Origin of the sequence: Pontibacter sp. MBLB2868 (assembly GCF_051904785.1) — a bacterium.
Taxonomy (GTDB): domain Bacteria; phylum Bacteroidota; class Bacteroidia; order Cytophagales; family Hymenobacteraceae; genus Pontibacter.
Window position 1 is genome coordinate 3,992,918 of the sequence record NZ_CP196710.1, and the last position, 15,548, is coordinate 4,008,465.

9 protein-coding genes are annotated in these 15,548 nt (G+C 42.7%); 8 read left to right on the forward strand and 1 reads right to left on the reverse strand.

Features of this window, described 5'->3' with window-relative positions; genetic code table 11:
* Nucleotides 1-628 precede the first annotated feature (628 nt).
* From ACSX1A_RS17035 to ACSX1A_RS17045, 3 genes are read left to right on the forward strand one after another with little or no spacing between them, the layout of a single operon-like run.
* Nucleotides 629-2,704 (forward strand): cation:proton antiporter, encoded by a 2,076-nt coding sequence (locus ACSX1A_RS17035; protein ID WP_439880847.1) that lies wholly within the window; start codon nucleotides 629-631, stop codon nucleotides 2,702-2,704.
* Entirely contained in the window at nucleotides 2,676-3,200 is a 525-nt protein-coding gene (locus ACSX1A_RS17040) for a DUF4385 domain-containing protein (protein WP_439880848.1), read from the forward strand. Before ACSX1A_RS17035 ends, ACSX1A_RS17040 begins: the two co-directional genes overlap by 29 nt.
* 58 nt (nucleotides 3,201-3,258) lie before the next feature.
* The gene (locus tag ACSX1A_RS17045) at nucleotides 3,259-3,717 is read left to right on the forward strand and encodes a hypothetical protein (RefSeq protein ID WP_439880849.1); all 459 of its coding nucleotides are present in this window, start codon (nucleotides 3,259-3,261) and stop codon (nucleotides 3,715-3,717) included.
* 235 nt (nucleotides 3,718-3,952) lie between these two features.
* Here the strand turns inward: ACSX1A_RS17045 and ACSX1A_RS17050 are convergent, their stop codons facing one another.
* Nucleotides 3,953-5,089 carry a hypothetical protein gene (locus ACSX1A_RS17050; protein WP_439880850.1) on the reverse strand — a complete coding sequence of 379 codons (1,137 nt, stop codon included), beginning with the start codon at nucleotides 5,087-5,089 and terminating at the stop codon, nucleotides 3,953-3,955.
* A gap of 223 nt (nucleotides 5,090-5,312) precedes the next feature.
* On the opposite strand from ACSX1A_RS17050, the gene ACSX1A_RS17055 reads away from it, so the two are divergent.
* The 5 genes from ACSX1A_RS17055 to ileS all read left to right on the forward strand — a co-directional run bounded on the left by ACSX1A_RS17055 (nucleotide 5,313) and on the right by ileS (nucleotide 15,465).
* Complete coding sequence (locus ACSX1A_RS17055; protein WP_439880851.1) at nucleotides 5,313-6,815, forward strand: glycine--tRNA ligase; 1,503 nt, start codon at nucleotides 5,313-5,315, stop codon at nucleotides 6,813-6,815.
* Between the two features lie 305 nt (nucleotides 6,816-7,120).
* A complete protein-coding gene (locus ACSX1A_RS17060) occupies nucleotides 7,121-8,734 on the forward strand; it encodes a mechanosensitive ion channel family protein (RefSeq protein WP_439880852.1) in 1,614 nt (537 codons plus the stop codon).
* A 549-nt stretch (nucleotides 8,735-9,283) separates the two neighbouring features.
* A complete protein-coding gene (locus ACSX1A_RS17065) occupies nucleotides 9,284-9,442 on the forward strand; it encodes a hypothetical protein (protein WP_439880853.1) in 159 nt (52 codons plus the stop codon).
* 169 nt (nucleotides 9,443-9,611) lie between these two features.
* Nucleotides 9,612-12,131 carry an efflux RND transporter permease subunit gene (locus ACSX1A_RS17070; protein ID WP_439880854.1) on the forward strand — a complete coding sequence of 840 codons (2,520 nt, stop codon included), beginning with the start codon at nucleotides 9,612-9,614 and terminating at the stop codon, nucleotides 12,129-12,131.
* Nucleotides 12,112-15,465 carry an isoleucine--tRNA ligase gene (gene ileS, locus ACSX1A_RS17075; RefSeq protein ID WP_439883565.1) on the forward strand — a complete coding sequence of 1,118 codons (3,354 nt, stop codon included), beginning with the start codon at nucleotides 12,112-12,114 and terminating at the stop codon, nucleotides 15,463-15,465. Before ACSX1A_RS17070 ends, ileS begins: the two co-directional genes overlap by 20 nt.
* Nucleotides 15,466-15,548 lie beyond the last annotated feature (83 nt).

Below are 15,548 nucleotides of genomic sequence, written 5' to 3' on the forward strand. Positions count from 1 at the left end.
CTGCTGGCCTTAGCACAAAATTCATTGTGTCGTAAGAGCTTTACTCAGTAACAAGAACGTGTAAAAGAACACCCAAAACAAGGTTCATAAAAATGGGAAAGGAAGTCCACAACAGAGTGGGTAAAAGTGTGGATAATCGTGGGTAAACCCGGGATAAGTTTACACAGTAGAAATGACCCGCACGAACATAACCCCGAAAAAGCAGTAAAAAGTGGAAACTGGTGTACAAGTAGTACCTATAAAAAGGCTTTTCCACGTTTGCGTAACCTGTGCATAAAGAAATACACAAAAAGCAGTAAAAAGTGGAAAACGAGTCTATTCATTTGACACACAAGTTGTAAGCAACAGGTAGGCTGTGGAAGGTTTGGTGAAAAGCTAAACACGTATAAACATGTTATAGGCATTACACAAAATCGTAAAGAGTTATCAACTTATGAACACACTAAATAATGAAAGAAGGATTATTTAAAAATTTATTTTATAAAAAGTTATTAGATGTTATAGTTTGTGGAAAGGTGGATAAGGGAACAAAAAAGAGTAAAAAAGCTGGGTGAGGAAACAAAAAAGTAAACAAAAAGAAAATCTATATCTTTAAGAGTGCTTAAAGATTAAAGTCACAGAACGAACTATGAAATTGTTGATGTCCCTTTCGCTCCCCTTCGAAGAACCCGTGTTAATATTCACTTTGGTTCTTTTAATCATATTGGTGATTCCGCTTATATTAGGGAAACTGCGCATTCCAGGAATTGTAGGATTAATATTAGCCGGTGTAATATTGGGACCGAATGGGTTTCATATACTGGCCAGAGATGCCAGTATAGTTTTGTTTGGAACAGTAGGATTACTCTACATCATGTTCCAGGCGGGACTGGAAATCGATATGATAGATTTTAAAAAGTATAAGGCTCGAAGTGTAGTTTTCGGAACCCTTACCTTTTTAATTCCAATTTCGATAGGAACAGTAGTGTTTCTGTATCTGCACGGGTATGAATTGAAACCTGCGATATTATTGGCCAGCATGTTTGCCCCACATACACTATTAGCATATCCTATAATTAGTAGATTAGGATTGAGTAAGAATGAAGCTGTAACGCTGACAATAGGAGGAACTCTGGTAACCGATACGGCAGTGCTGTTTGTTCTGGCAGTAGTGATCAACTCCACGCAAGGACAGACAGGAACCTGGTTCTGGGTATGGATGGTAACAGAGATGGCAATTTTTGTTGCAGTAGTACTGTGGATTTTCCCGAAGATTGCAAAGTACATGTTCAAGCAATTGGAAAGTGAAAAAGGGGCACAGTATATATTTGTATTAACTGTTGTATTTGCCGCAGCATTTTTATCTGAAGTTGCAGGTATGGAGGCCATAATCGGAGCTTTCCTGGCAGGACTGGCACTGAATCCGCTTATCCCACATACATCAGCGCTCATGAACAGAATAGAGTTTGTGGGCAATAGCATCTTTATTCCGTTTTTCCTGATCAGCACAGGCATGCTGGTAGACCTGACTGTACTGTTTACTGATACAAGTGCCATGTTGATAGCAGGTACGATTGTGATACTGGCACCACTGGCAAAATATGCAGCCGCTTATTTAACACAAAAGTTATTTGGGTTTAGCGTACTGCAGCGGAACCTAATATTTGGTTTGAGCAGTGCGCACGCAGCTGCGACGCTCGCAGTAGTGTTAGCAGGTTTTGAAATAGGTTTACTGGGAGAGAGTGCATTGAACGGTGCTGTAGTATTGATCCTGGTATCAAGTATGGTAAGCTCGTTTACTACAGAGAAAGTAGGGCGGAAGCTGGCAATACTGGAAAGCAGAAGAAAGCCGGACATCAGCGTAAAACCTGATAGAATTCTGGTGCCAATCAGTAACCCCAAAACGATAGAAAATCTGATTGATCTCTCTATCATGTTAAAGAATCCGGAGCATAAAAGCCCGATATATCCATTAGCAGTAGTGATTGACAATGAACACGCGGAGGAGGAGATCTTTAAAAAGAATAAAATGCTGCAAGAAGCAATTACACACGCTTCTGCCTCCGATAACGATGTTCAGCTGGTATCTAAAATAGATGTGAACATATCTAGCGGTATTCTGAGGGCTATAAAAGAATTGATGATCACAGAAGTAGTGTTGGGGTGGAATGCGAAGATCACAACCAGAGACCGCATCTTTGGAACAGTGATGGATAACCTGCTGGATAATACGGATGAAATGATCCTGGTATGTAAGATCATCCAGCCCCTGAATACGACAGAAAGAATAGTTGTACTGGTGCCGACAAATGCAGAATTAGAAAGAGGCTTTATGCGATGGATCAGGAGCATTAAGCTGCTTTCGCAACAGCTGGGTGCCCCGATAGTATTCCGAGGGCGTAAGAGGACCTTGAATAAGCTCAAACAGGCAGTGAAAGAGAACAAGCCAGCAGTGGAGGCAGAATACATGCCTTATACAAATCTGAATGAATTTGCGAACATGAAAGCAGAATTGAACAAGGATGATATGGTGATTGTGATATCAGCCCGAAAAGCAACCGTATCCTATAATAGCAACCTGGATTTTGTACCGAGAGTATTATCCAGGAACTACAAGGATAACAGCTTCATCGTAATTTACCCGGAACAGTATTCTGTTTATAAAAGTGTGCCCGTGAAAGGGGTGCCAATAGCCTATGAAAATAAAACCAAGCAAAGCCTTTAACTATGAGCTGGATTTTGAGAAAATAAATTTCAGGGAGAACCCGGCACAGTATCGTGTAGGAAAAGGAGAGCAGGGAGTACTGCTGGTAGAGCCTTACAAATCAGAAATACTGCCTTATTGGAAATTTAAAACACCTGATATAGCAAAAGAATCATCTGATAAGATTTACCAGCTCTTTCAGGAATACTTAGCACAGGAAGACTTTGTAGGGGCTGACATGGCAAGAAAGTTTTTGCAAATGGGCTACACAAGGTCAAGGCGCTATGCAAACCACCGGACTGGTAAAAAATACAAAGGACCCGTTCCCGATGATAAGAAAGGCCAAAGTGGTGCGCACGGAAGAAAGGAGCTACCAAGGGATCCGGATCCGGAGAAAGCCAGATCAGCGGAAATATTTAAAGAAAAGTGGCAACTGGCAAAGGAAAATGCCACTTATAAGGAGATGAAAGAAAATTTTATTGCCACTTACAGTTCTAAACAAACATCTGATCAGTAATTTAGAACCATAAAACAAGTTAAACACGTATCTTTGCAAAAAATCAATCACAATTAAAATGATTAATAAAGACATCAGGTTAGGTAAAGGACTTGGTAAAATAAAGTTCGGCCTAACAATGGAAGAAGTTGAAGAATTGTTGGGTGAGCCGGAAGAGGTTGAAGAATCTGATGAAGAGGATGAGTTTGAACATGAAGCCTGGAATTACTGGGAAGACGGTTACTCATTATACTTCGATAAAGAGGACAACTACAGGCTGAGCTGCATAGAAACAGCAAACCGTGAAGTTCAGCTTTGGGGTGAACGCATCTTTGAAATGAGCAAGGATCAAGTCATTCAGTTATTTGCTGATAATGATATCAAGAATCCAGAGGAGGAAGAGGCGGAAACAGGGGAGACCCGTGTCTCTTTTGAAAAGGAGATGATAGACCTTTACTTTGATGAAGATCAGCTGATAGCCGTAAACTTCGGAGTGTTCATCAATGATAACTTAGAAGTTATCTGGCCTGAGAAATAAGAATAACCTTCTTAAATATAAAAAAGTCCCGCTCCTGACAGAGCGGGACTTTTTTATTAGCCACTATGAGCCACCATATTCAAAAAATGGAAGCATAAGGAAGAGTTGAAAATGTGTAAAAGTATACCTTAAAGTCCTTTTTAAGAAAGCAGAGCCATAAAAGTGTAGTAATATTCCACAAAAAAAGGCCCAGCATATGCTAGGCCTTGAACAAATAAAAAGTAGAGAATTGCTCTTACTTAAAGAAGAAATTCATAAGCTCTTCCTGTATCACCGGATTGATAGCAACAGCTAGTATAACTGAGATAACCAAACCAATAGTAACAGATAAAATATCCTTACCAATAAGGCCAAAGGTTTTGGCAAACTTAACAGGACTGTCATGAGCACGTAGACGCATACCTAATTCACGGCCTGCCAGCAAGCCGACAAATACCCAGGTAGTACTCATTGGGATATTGTTAAGTTCTTTAAAGTAGTAAAGGATGATAGAGTAAACCAAGTCAATGATAGTTGCACTCCGAACGTCACGTACTTCTGATTTTTCATTTATTATGTGCTGGATCTTCTCGCCACGCTGGTAAAACATGAAACCAAGGCCGAGGAAAATGAAACCGGCAAATGCGGCAAATTCCCAAACACCCAGTTGACGCGGCAAGTACACAGCAACATTTGCCAGATCCTGTGCAAGCCAGGTATGCCAAAGGAAACCACTGATTACCCACTGAGCCACTACCCATGCGCCATGTGCCTCCCCTTTAATAAACTTCTTTATAATCTTGGAGAGGATAACGTAAATGATGAATGCAGCTACAAATGCAGCAACATAACCCATTAAACTCTTGCTAACCATACTTACAATGGCACCTGAGCTAACAGTAAACACGCTAAGTAGCATGAAAGTAGTAGAAACAGGAATCTTGAAGCGGGTTAAAAGGAGAAGAACGATCGGGGCAGCAAGCTGCAGGTACACAAAGCTGTCAACATTCTGGCTGAAGCCTTTAGAAGCCAAGCGTTGGAAGGTAACGTCTCCGTTGAAGACATACCAGCTGTAAAACACAGTGCCTAAGAAAATAGCACCCATAAATAACCACTGCCAGTACCATTTTTTGTCTTCGTTAGAAACAATAAAAGTACCTATGGTCTGAATACTATCGTTGGCAATAGCAGAATATCCAGCGAAGGCAAAACCTACCCACATGGCTATAGAAGCATAAGGGTAAACCAAACCAGCCAGGATAAGGGAAAAAGCGATGAAGTAAAGAAACTTCTTCTCCTTATGGATATAAATATCTACAAAGTTGTAACGCTTCCTAAATTTGTAAGGCTGGTTGGCTACAACAGGCTTTTTAGCCTTTTTTAACTTGACCATTATTAATTTATTGGGTGAGAAATTAAAAAACTGCGCAAGTTACTTCAAAAAAGAAGAAGGAGAGTAGAGGCTATGTTAAGAAATTGTTAACACGCCTCTTTAAGATGGTTAATAGCCGTTAAAACCAATTTTGTAAGCTATAAGTGGTAAATTTTAATAGCAAGAAACAAAAACAGTAAATTCACAGTGGCATAATCAATCACTAATAAGCTATCTTTGCAGCATGGCGACACAAGAAAAAACAACGCTGGAAAACGCACAGTTAAAAGATATTATCTCCCACGCAAAGGAGTATGGTTTTGTATTTTCATCTAGCGACATCTACGATGGCTTGCAGGCTGTTTATGATTATGGCCAGATGGGAGTAGAACTAAAGAACAACATTAAAACCTTGTGGTGGAAATGCATGACACAACTGAACCAGAATGTAGTTGGTTTAGATGCAGCCATCTTTATGCACCCCTCTGTTTGGAAAGCGTCAGGACACGTAGACAGCTTCAATGATCCGATGATTGATAACAAGGATTCTAAAAAGCGTTACCGTGCCGATGTTCTGATAGAAGATAAAGCTGCTCAGTACGAAGCAGAGGGTAGAGTAGAGGAAGCCGGCGCCTTACTGGCCGAGATGGGTAAACTACTGGAAGATGAAAATCTGGAAGGTGTACGTGAACTGATTATCAGCGAAGGTATTAAATGCCCGATCTCTGGAACAGCAAACTGGACAGAAGTTCGTCAGTTTAACCTGATGTTCTCTACACAGGTAGGTTCTGTTGCCGAAGATTCGCAAACAATTTACCTGCGACCCGAAACAGCGCAGGGTATTTTTGTGAACTTCCTTAATGTGCAGAAAACAGGACGCATGAAAGTTCCTTTTGGTATAGCACAGATAGGTAAAGCATTCCGAAACGAGATTGTAGCACGTCAGTTTATCTTCAGGATGCGGGAGTTTGAGCAAATGGAACTTCAGTTCTTTGTTCGACCTGGTACTGAGATGGAGTGGTACGAGCAGTGGAAGGAGACCCGTAAGAAGTGGCACCTTGCACTGGGTATTCCAACTGAAAGCCTACGTTACCACGACCACGATAAGCTTGCTCACTATGCAAATGCTGCAGTGGATATCGAATACAAATTTCCATTCGGTTTTAAAGAAGTAGAAGGTATTCATTCCCGTACAGACTTTGACCTGACACAGCACCAGGAGCTGAGCCGCAAGAAAATGCAATACTTCGATAACGATCTGAACGAAGAAGGCAAGCCTTACGGTAATTACATTCCTTACGTGATCGAAACATCAGCCGGAGCAGATCGCCTGTTCCTGATGACACTTTGCAATGCTTACACAGAAGAAGAGATCGTAGAAGGAGACAGCACCAAATCACGTACCTTCCTGAAATTCCATCCGGCATTAGCTCCTGTTAAAGCAGCTATACTTCCGTTAACAAAAAAGGATGGCTTACCCGAGAAGGCAACTGAGTTGTTTGATGCGCTAAAATACGATTTCAATATAATTTACGAAGAACGCGACAGCATCGGAAAGCGCTATACCCGTCAGGACCTGATTGGAACCCCGTTCTGTATCGCTGTTGACCACCAGACGCTGGAGGATAATACGATAACAGTACGCGACCGCGATAGCCGCGAACAGATACGTATGCCAATCAGCGAACTGCGGGATTATATAGAAAAGGCTGTTAGCTTCAAAAGTATTTTTGAGCAACTAGCATAGAGCAAAACCGGCAATCATTTAAAAAGGCAGCATGTATAACCATGCTGCCTTTTTTGTTGCCTGAACCCTACCTGGTTCCGCTGTGGAAAGTCTGGCTGATAAAATTCAATAACTTTTTCAATTCTAAATGCTTATGCTTTTTCAAAGGCAGCAAACCAGTTATGTTATGCACAAGAAACAACGCATACAATCAACAGTTGAGGTGGTATGGCTACAGTTTATAAACATTATTTTTTTGTAGCTTAAAGGATTCAAATACTTTTCGGATAATGCAGATCATTAAAATCTTACTATGCTTTATAAGCGTGCTTTTACTTAATGAGGCTAAAGCACAGGTTGATTCTATAGCAGTTAGCGAACAGGGTGTTCCCGTAGTCTTACATCGCGACACATTGTTTCAAATCTATAATTCTGTGGGCTCTTTTAGCAAGGAGGAGCGGGCATCAGCCATAAGTAAACGAGTGGCAGAATTGTCAGAAGAACGCTTCTTTAAAGCTGATTCTGTGAAAGTGATCGAGAATGTTCAATCAACGGATGTTGCTTACATGGACAGGGTGATCCTGAGTGTAACCGACATGGATGCAGCACAAGCTGATGTACCCCGAGCAGAACTGGCAGCGCTTTATGCCAGCAAGATAAGGGAGACAGTAGTAACGTCTGCTGAACAGAACAGTCTGCGATTTATCCTGATTGAGATTGGCTTAGCAGCGTTGGTGCTGATCGTTTTCTTCATCCTGATAAAATACGTGAATAAGTTATTCCAATATATTTTCGGGAAAATTGAGGAGCAGCAGGGAAAAGCCCTGAAAGGCTTAAAGGTAAAAAACTACGAAATGCTAACGCCAGAGCGGGAGGCAGCTGTTGTTCTGGCAGCGATGAAGTTTATACGGATCATCACCATTTTCATACTTATCTATATCCTGTTACCAGTTTTGTTCAGCATATTCCCCTGGACAGAAGGCTATGCAGATACATTGCTGCTCTATATCCTGAGTCCTCTACGCAAGATTGGAATGGGACTGGTGAATTATATACCTAATCTGCTTACCATCCTGGTAATAATAGTGGTAACACATTATGTTGTAAAATTCTTAAGGTTTTTAGCTGTTGAGGTTGAAGAAGGAAAACTGGAGGTACCTGGTTTTTACAAAGATTGGGCAAAACCTACTTATAACATCGTACGCTTCCTGCTGTATGCTTTTATGTTCATTGTTATCTGGCCCTATTTGCCAGGTTCTGATTCTGCAGTTTTTCAAGGAGTTTCTGTTTTCTTAGGAATTCTCTTCTCCCTGGGGTCATCGTCAGCTATTGCCAACATGGTGGCAGGTTTAGTACTTACTTATATGCGTTCATTTAAAATCGGAGATCGCATTAAGATCGGTGAAATAACCGGAGATGTAATAGAAAAAACATTGCTTGTTACGCGGGTTCGGACTACCAAGAATGAAGATATCACCATTCCGAACGCTATGATCCTAAACAGTCACACAACTAACTTTACCACTTGCAGTGAGCAAAGTGAAAAAGGATTGGTACTGCACACTACCGTTACTATTGGTTATGATGTGCCCTGGCCAAAGGTACATCAGGCCTTGATCGACGCTGCCCTGGCCACTCCTGATGTTGAAAAAACACCTGCTCCATTTGTCCTTCAAACAAGCCTGGATGATTTTTATGTAAGTTATCAACTGAATGCCTACACATTTACAGCAGGCAAGATGGCAGTGATTTATTCAAATATTCATCAGAACATTCAGGATAAATTCAATGAAGCAGGTATCGAGATTTTGTCACCACATTACCGTGCACAACGCGATGGCAACATGGTGACAATCCCTGCAGGGTACCTTCCGGAGAATTATGAAGCTCCTTCGTTCCGGTTGCAGCAAATACAGCCACAAGTGCCGCAGCCAATATAAAGGGTTTCTTTCCTGAAAAAGGCTTTACCTAAAGCAGTAACTCCATAGCGAATTGCATATAGTCCAAGCATTCATATCAATGGATTAGCTTTTTTAGTCAGGCCTTAAATCTTATTTTAGCATCAAAGTGCAAGACTTATGTTAAATTAAGATAGTTTAATATATCCGAGCTTTTGGCTTACCCCGGAAGTCTGTTTATCTGTTTATAAAAAGAACCAAAAAATGCCCCTATAAAGCTATAGGGGCATTTTAGACTAACTTGTAAACATAGAAATGGCTAAATAATAAGGTAAAAACAGGTTTAAAATTATTTGAAATAAAAACTGTGAATGAATTGTTGAGGAGAAGCAGGAACTGCGCTTAAATATGTTGAGAAAACGCTACATAACAGGCCTGGAGCATAGTAGAAGCTGTTTATGAAGCTATTTATTAACAGCTGATAACACCAATGTTTTAGTGATTAACGAAATCAAAAAGAGGCTTTACCAAACCACCTGTCAACCTGCAGGGGTACTCACGTATAGTTATTTGTAAACAAGCAAATTAGAAATGACTACGAAATCAAAAACAGATAAGAAGAACAACCTAAAAGAAAATAACCCCTGCTGGAAAGGGTACGAACCTATAGGTTTAAAGAAAAAAGATGAGGAGGAGGTACCAAACTGTGTTCCTGAGAAAAGCAGTTCCAGCACAAAAAAGAAAAGTTAGAATAGGATTAAATGATTAAAAATAGCCTCTTACCTGAGGCTATTTTTTTGTCTTTAGCTTAAATAAGGCAGTATTTGTTCGCAGTAACACCCCGTTTTACAGCAGCTTTATACTTTCTAACCTCCACGAGAAAGCAAAATTGCCTACCTTTGCCGAATTGTAGCTGATCATGTGGAATAAGATTGCCATTTTTATAATTAAAAACAGGTTAAGGCTCATCATTCTCTTAACCTTGCTTACTGCATTCATGGCTTATCAGGCCAAAGATGCCGAGATGTCTTACGATTTTGCCAATGTTGTGTCGCAGGACGATGTGGATATGCAGTATTTCCAGCGTTTCAAGAGCACATTTGGCGAAGACGGAAACATACTGGTGGTAGGCATGCAAGACAATAAAGTATATAAGCTTCAGAATTTCCGGGAGCTGAAAACTTTGTCGGAGCAGTTAAAGGGGGTAGAAGGCGTGAAGGCGGTGATCTCGTTGCCAACCCTGATCCAGGTAGTAAAAGATACAGCAGAACGCAGGTTTACTACCCAGGCTATTTTCTCTCCACTACCCGACACACAATTGTTGCTAGACAGCCTGTTACAGGTGGTGCACAACCAGGGCTTCTACGAAGGACAGATCATCAATAATAAAACTGGTGCCACCCTGCTGGCTGTAACTGTAGATCCTGCTTATCTCAATTCTGCCAGACGTGTGGAGGTGATGGATAAAGTGATGGAACGTACGGAGGCTTTCTCAAAGAAGACCGGTATTAAATTACATTATGCAGGGCTTCCGTTTGTCCGTGCCGTCATGACGACTAAAGTAGCAGCTGAAATGAAGATGTTCCTGCTGCTTGCTTTGCTGGTAACAGGGGTAACACTCTTTATTTTCTTCCGCTCTTTTTACGCAGTTGTATTTCCGTTACTGGTAATAAGCCTGGTGGTGATATGGGTGTTGGGAACACTTTCGCTGCTCGATTATAAAATATCGCTGCTTACTGGCCTTATTCCCGCCATACTTGTAGTAATAGGCATCCCTAATTCTACTTACCTGCTTACGCGTTACCATTATGATTACCGCAAGCACGGTAATAAAATGCTGGCGCTCTCTCGGGTGATCAGCAAAATTGGTGTAGTAAACCTGGTTACCAATGCTACCACAGCAATTGGTTTTATTGTATTTACTTTTACCCATGTAGCCATACTTTATGAGTTTGGTGTGGTGGCTGGCATCAATATCTTTGTCACCTTTATTGTTAGCATGGTACTGATCCCAATCGTGTTTTCGTACCTGCCGCCCCCAACGCCAAGGCAGCTTCGTCACCTGGATGCAAGGCCGCTCAATAAGTTGCTGGAGTTTATCGATTACATAGTACACCGGAAACGAAACCTGGTTTACTTCTTTACTTGTCTGGCCTTGTTCTTGTCACTTTGGGGTATCTATAAAGTGAAAACGGTGTCATACATGGTAGATGATCTGCCAGAGGAAAGCAGCGTTAATGCAGACCTTACTTTCTTTGAGCACCATTTTAATGGCGTAATGCCGCTGGAGATCATTGTAGATACGGGAATAAAGCAGGGAGTAATGCGCTTGCCTAACCTGGTAAAGCTTAACAAGCTGGAGAATTTCCTGCGCACGCAGCCAATACTTTCTGCACCTATCTCTGTGGTAGGTTTGATTAAAACAGCCACCCAGGCTTTTTATGGCGGAGATCCAAATTCTTACCGCTTACCTGATAATACAGAGCGCAATTTTATATTCAGCTACCTGGCAAAACAGGATAATGAAGCAAATCAGCATTTGCTGCGTTCTTTCGTAGACAGCACAGGTCAGCAGGCCCGTATTTCGCTTAAAGTTGCCGATGCCGGATCAAGAGAGTTAGATACTTTGATCCTTAATAAAATAAAGCCGGAGTTGCGCGAGATCTATGGCGGTGAAGGCGTATCGGTTGCAGAAAAGGGTAACACCATGACCTTTACCCGTGACGATTCAGGGAGCCAGACCACTGTAAGCCTGACTGGTACCACGCTGCTGTTCATTAAAGGCAATGAGTACCTTATCAACAACCTGCGTTCTAGTCTGGTGCTGGCGTTTGTGTTGGTAACTATTGTTATTGCAATGTTGTTTAAGTCGGTAAGGATAGTGGTTATATCGCTGATACCGAACATGATTCCTTTGCTGATAGCAGGAGGATTGATGGGCTTTTTCAACATTCCGCTAAAGCCAAGTACAGCACTTATCTTTAGCATAGCCCTCGGGATTGCCATAGACGACTCTATCCACTTTTTGGCTAAATACAGAAGCGAGTTACTGTCAAATGGCTTTGATGTCAGCAAGGCGATCACGACCAGTTTAGCGGAAGCCGGCACAAGTATGATCTATACTTCGGTGATCCTGTTCTTTGGATTTGTGATATTTGCCTTTTCTGAATTTGGCGGTACAAAGGCACTTGGTGTGCTGATGTCGGTAAGTTTGCTGATTGCATTATTCACAAACCTGATTATATTGCCAACTTTGCTGATCAGCTTTGATAGTGGTAAGTACAAGCACGATCCTTATGCCCTGATAGAGCACTACGATGAGTTTTACCTGGAGCACGAGGATGAGGAGCTTGACCTGAAGCTGCTTAAGTTAAAATTTGAAGAAGAAAATCCTGAAGAAGATAAAAAACCTGCTTACGGTGAAATACAACGAGTATAAAAATCTGAATTACGCCAAAGTCGGCGAAGAAGTACTGAAGTTCTGGAAGCAGAACAACGTTTTCGAACGTTCTGTAGCTACCCGTGAAGGCAATACGCCTTTCGTATTCTATGAAGGACCTCCATCAGCGAATGGTACCCCAGGCATTCATCACGTGATGGCCCGTGCCGTTAAGGATATTTTTTGTCGTTATAAAACGCTGAAAGGTTTCCACGTGAATCGTAAAGGTGGCTGGGATACTCATGGTTTGCCTGTAGAGCTTCAAGTAGAAAAAGAACTGGGTATCACTAAAGAGGACATTGGTAAGAAAATAACTGTAGAAGAGTATAACCAACGCTGCCGCGAGACAGTGATGCGCTTCAAGAGCCAGTGGGATAACCTGACCGAAATGATGGGGTATTGGGTAGACCTGAACAACCCATACATCACTTTCGAGAATGAATACATCGAGTCTTGCTGGGCCCTACTGAAGCGCCTGTATGATAAAGGCTACCTGTACAAAGGCTATACCATCCAACCATACTCGCCTGCGGCAGGTACGGGTTTAAGTTCGCATGAGCTTAACCAACCGGGCTGCTATAAAATGGTGAAAGATACCACCATCGTAGCTCAGTTTGCTGTTAAGCGAATCACACGCAACATGTTCCTGTTCGAACACGAGGAGGAGCATGTTTATTTCCTTGCCTGGACGACAACCCCCTGGACGCTTCCTGGTAACACAGCGCTGGCAGTAGGTAAAAACATCAAGTATGTAAAAGTTAAGACGTACAACCCATACACCTACGAGCCGATCTCTGTTATACTTGCCAAAGAACTTGTTAGCCGCTATTTCAACCCGAAAGCAGCTGAAATCGCTTTGACAGACTATAGCTCAGGCGATAAACTGATCCCATACCAGATTGTGGAGGAGTTTGATGGCCGTGACCTGGAGGGAGTGGAGTATCACCAGCTGATGCCTTACGTGACTCCTGAGAAACCTGCTTTCCGTGTGATCATAGGAGATTATGTAACCACAGAAGATGGTACCGGTATCGTGCATATCTCCCCAACTTTCGGTGCTGATGACTTTAGAGTAGCTGCTCAAAATGACATTCCGGCACTCCTTATTACTGACGAAACAGGCAAGCAGGTCCCAATTGTAGATAAACAGGGTCGTTTTGTGTCGCAGATCACGGACTTTGCAGGCTTGTACGTTAAGAACTACGCCAAGGAAGATGAGTCTTCTCCGGAGTACAGGCCAACGGATGTAAAGATCGCTATTAAGCTGAAAGAGGAAGGCAAAGCCTTTAAAGTAGAGAAATACGAGCATACCTACCCGCACTGCTGGAGAACAGATATGCCTGTGCTATACTATCCGCTGGATAGCTGGTTCATCAAAACAACAGCCGTTAAAGACAGGTTGATAGAACTTAACAAAACCATTAACTGGAAACCGGAATCAACCGGAACTGGTCGCTTCGGAAACTGGCTGGAGAACCTGGTAGACTGGAACCTGTCCCGATCACGTTACTGGGGCACGCCGCTGCCGATCTGGAGAACAGAAGACGGAGAAGAGGAGCGTTGCATCGGATCCATTGCGGAACTTTCTGAGGCCATAGAGAAAGCTGTGGAACGTGGTTTCATGGATTCGGCTGTTGAAGTAAAAGACCTGCACAGACCTTATGTGGATAATATAGTTTTGGTAAGCAACTCCGGAAAGCCAATGTACAGAGAGCCAGACCTTATCGACGTATGGTTTGACTCTGGCGCCATGCCTTATGCACAGTGGCATTACCCGTTGGAGAACAAAGAGTTGTTTGAGAAAAATTTCCCTGCCGATTTTATTGCTGAAGGTGTAGACCAGACACGCGGCTGGTTCTTTACGCTCCACGCCCTGGCAGTAATGCTCGAGGATAGCGTAGCTTACAAAAACGTGATCGCTAATGGTCTTGTGCTTGATAAGGACGGTAACAAAATGAGCAAGCGCCTTGGCAATGCTATTGATCCGTTTGAGATGATCGGAACCTACGGGCCTGATGCAGTACGTTGGTATATGATCGCTAATGCACCGCCATGGGATAACCTGAAATTTAACCCGGACGGAGTAGTAGAGACGCAGCGTCGTTTCTTTGGCACCTTACAGAACACATACTCGTTCTTCGCACTGTATGCCAATCTGGATAAGTTTACCTACCACGAAGCCGATGTGCCTATGGCGCAGCGTACGGAGTCAGACAGGTGGATCATTTCTAAGTTAAATACCTTGATAGGTAACGTAGACGCTTATTACGAGGACTACGACCCTACACGTGCAGCCCGTGCCATCCAGGATTTTGTAGTGGATGATCTGAGTAACTGGTATGTTCGCCTGAATCGTAAGCGTTTCTGGAAAGGCGAGTATAACATGGATAAGATCGCTGCTTACCAGACGCTTTATACCTGCCTTGAAACTGTGGCAAAAATGGCGGCCCCGATTGCACCGTTCTACATGGAGCAACTGTACCGCGACCTGAACGCTGTAAGTAACAAGCATAAAGAAGACTCTGTGCACCTGGCCTATTATCCGGAGGTAGAGAAATCGGATATAGACAAAGATCTGGAAGAACGAATGGAACTGGCGCAAACAGTATCCTCTCTGGTTCACTCGTTGCGCAAAAAGCAGATGATCAAAGTTCGTCAGCCATTGCAACGCATCCTCATCCCGGTGCTTAACGAGAAAATGAAGCATCAGATAGAAGCTGTTTCTGACCTGATCATGAGCGAGGTGAATGTGAAAGCTATCGAGTATATTGATGATACCTCTGGAATCCTGGTAAAGAAAATAAAGCCTAACTTCAAGAAACTGGGACAAGTGTTTGGCCCTAAGATGAAGTTGGTAGCCGCAGCCGTTCAGCAAATGGATCAGAACGACATTGCGCACCTGGAGCGCGAAGGAGGATTTGAGATTATGCTGGCCGATGATGAAACAGCCGTTCTGACCCCAGATGATGTGGAAATATCGTCGGAGGATATACCGGGCTGGCTGGTTGCCAGTGAAGGCCGGTTAACGGTAGCGTTAGATATTACCTTAACCGAGGATCTGAAGCAGGAAGGTATTGCGCGCGATCTGGTTAACCGTATCCAGAACCTCCGTAAAGACAGCAACCTGGAGGTACAAGACAAGATTCATATCATTATGCAGCGTGCGGCCCCTGAGGTAAATGATGCCGTGATGAATTATAGCGCTTATATCTGTGCCGAGACGCAGGCTCTGACCCTGGATATCGTTGAAGAACTGGAAAGTGCTGCAATCCTGGATATAGACGACTACACGGTGTTGCTCAACATTAAAACAGAAGGCGAAGCTGCCATTTAATTTAGAAGCCCCGGGAAACTAAATGGCTTTCCTGGGGCTTTTATACTTTGAAGGAGTATATTGTGGCAAGTTTAGGAACTTGT

Coding starts and splice junctions, on each gene's coding strand:
- ACSX1A_RS17035 (WP_439880847.1), top strand. CDS start 629: ATGAAATTGTTGATGTCCCTTTCGCTCCCCTTCGAAGAACCCGTGTTA.
- ACSX1A_RS17040 (WP_439880848.1), top strand. CDS start 2,676: ATGAAAATAAAACCAAGCAAAGCCTTTAACTATGAGCTGGATTTTGAG.
- ACSX1A_RS17045 (WP_439880849.1), top strand. CDS start 3,259: ATGATTAATAAAGACATCAGGTTAGGTAAAGGACTTGGTAAAATAAAG.
- ACSX1A_RS17050 (WP_439880850.1), bottom strand. CDS start 5,089: ATGGTCAAGTTAAAAAAGGCTAAAAAGCCTGTTGTAGCCAACCAGCCT.
- ACSX1A_RS17055 (WP_439880851.1), top strand. CDS start 5,313: ATGGCGACACAAGAAAAAACAACGCTGGAAAACGCACAGTTAAAAGAT.
- ACSX1A_RS17065 (WP_439880853.1), top strand. CDS start 9,284: ATGACTACGAAATCAAAAACAGATAAGAAGAACAACCTAAAAGAAAAT.
- ACSX1A_RS17070 (WP_439880854.1), top strand. CDS start 9,612: ATGTGGAATAAGATTGCCATTTTTATAATTAAAAACAGGTTAAGGCTC.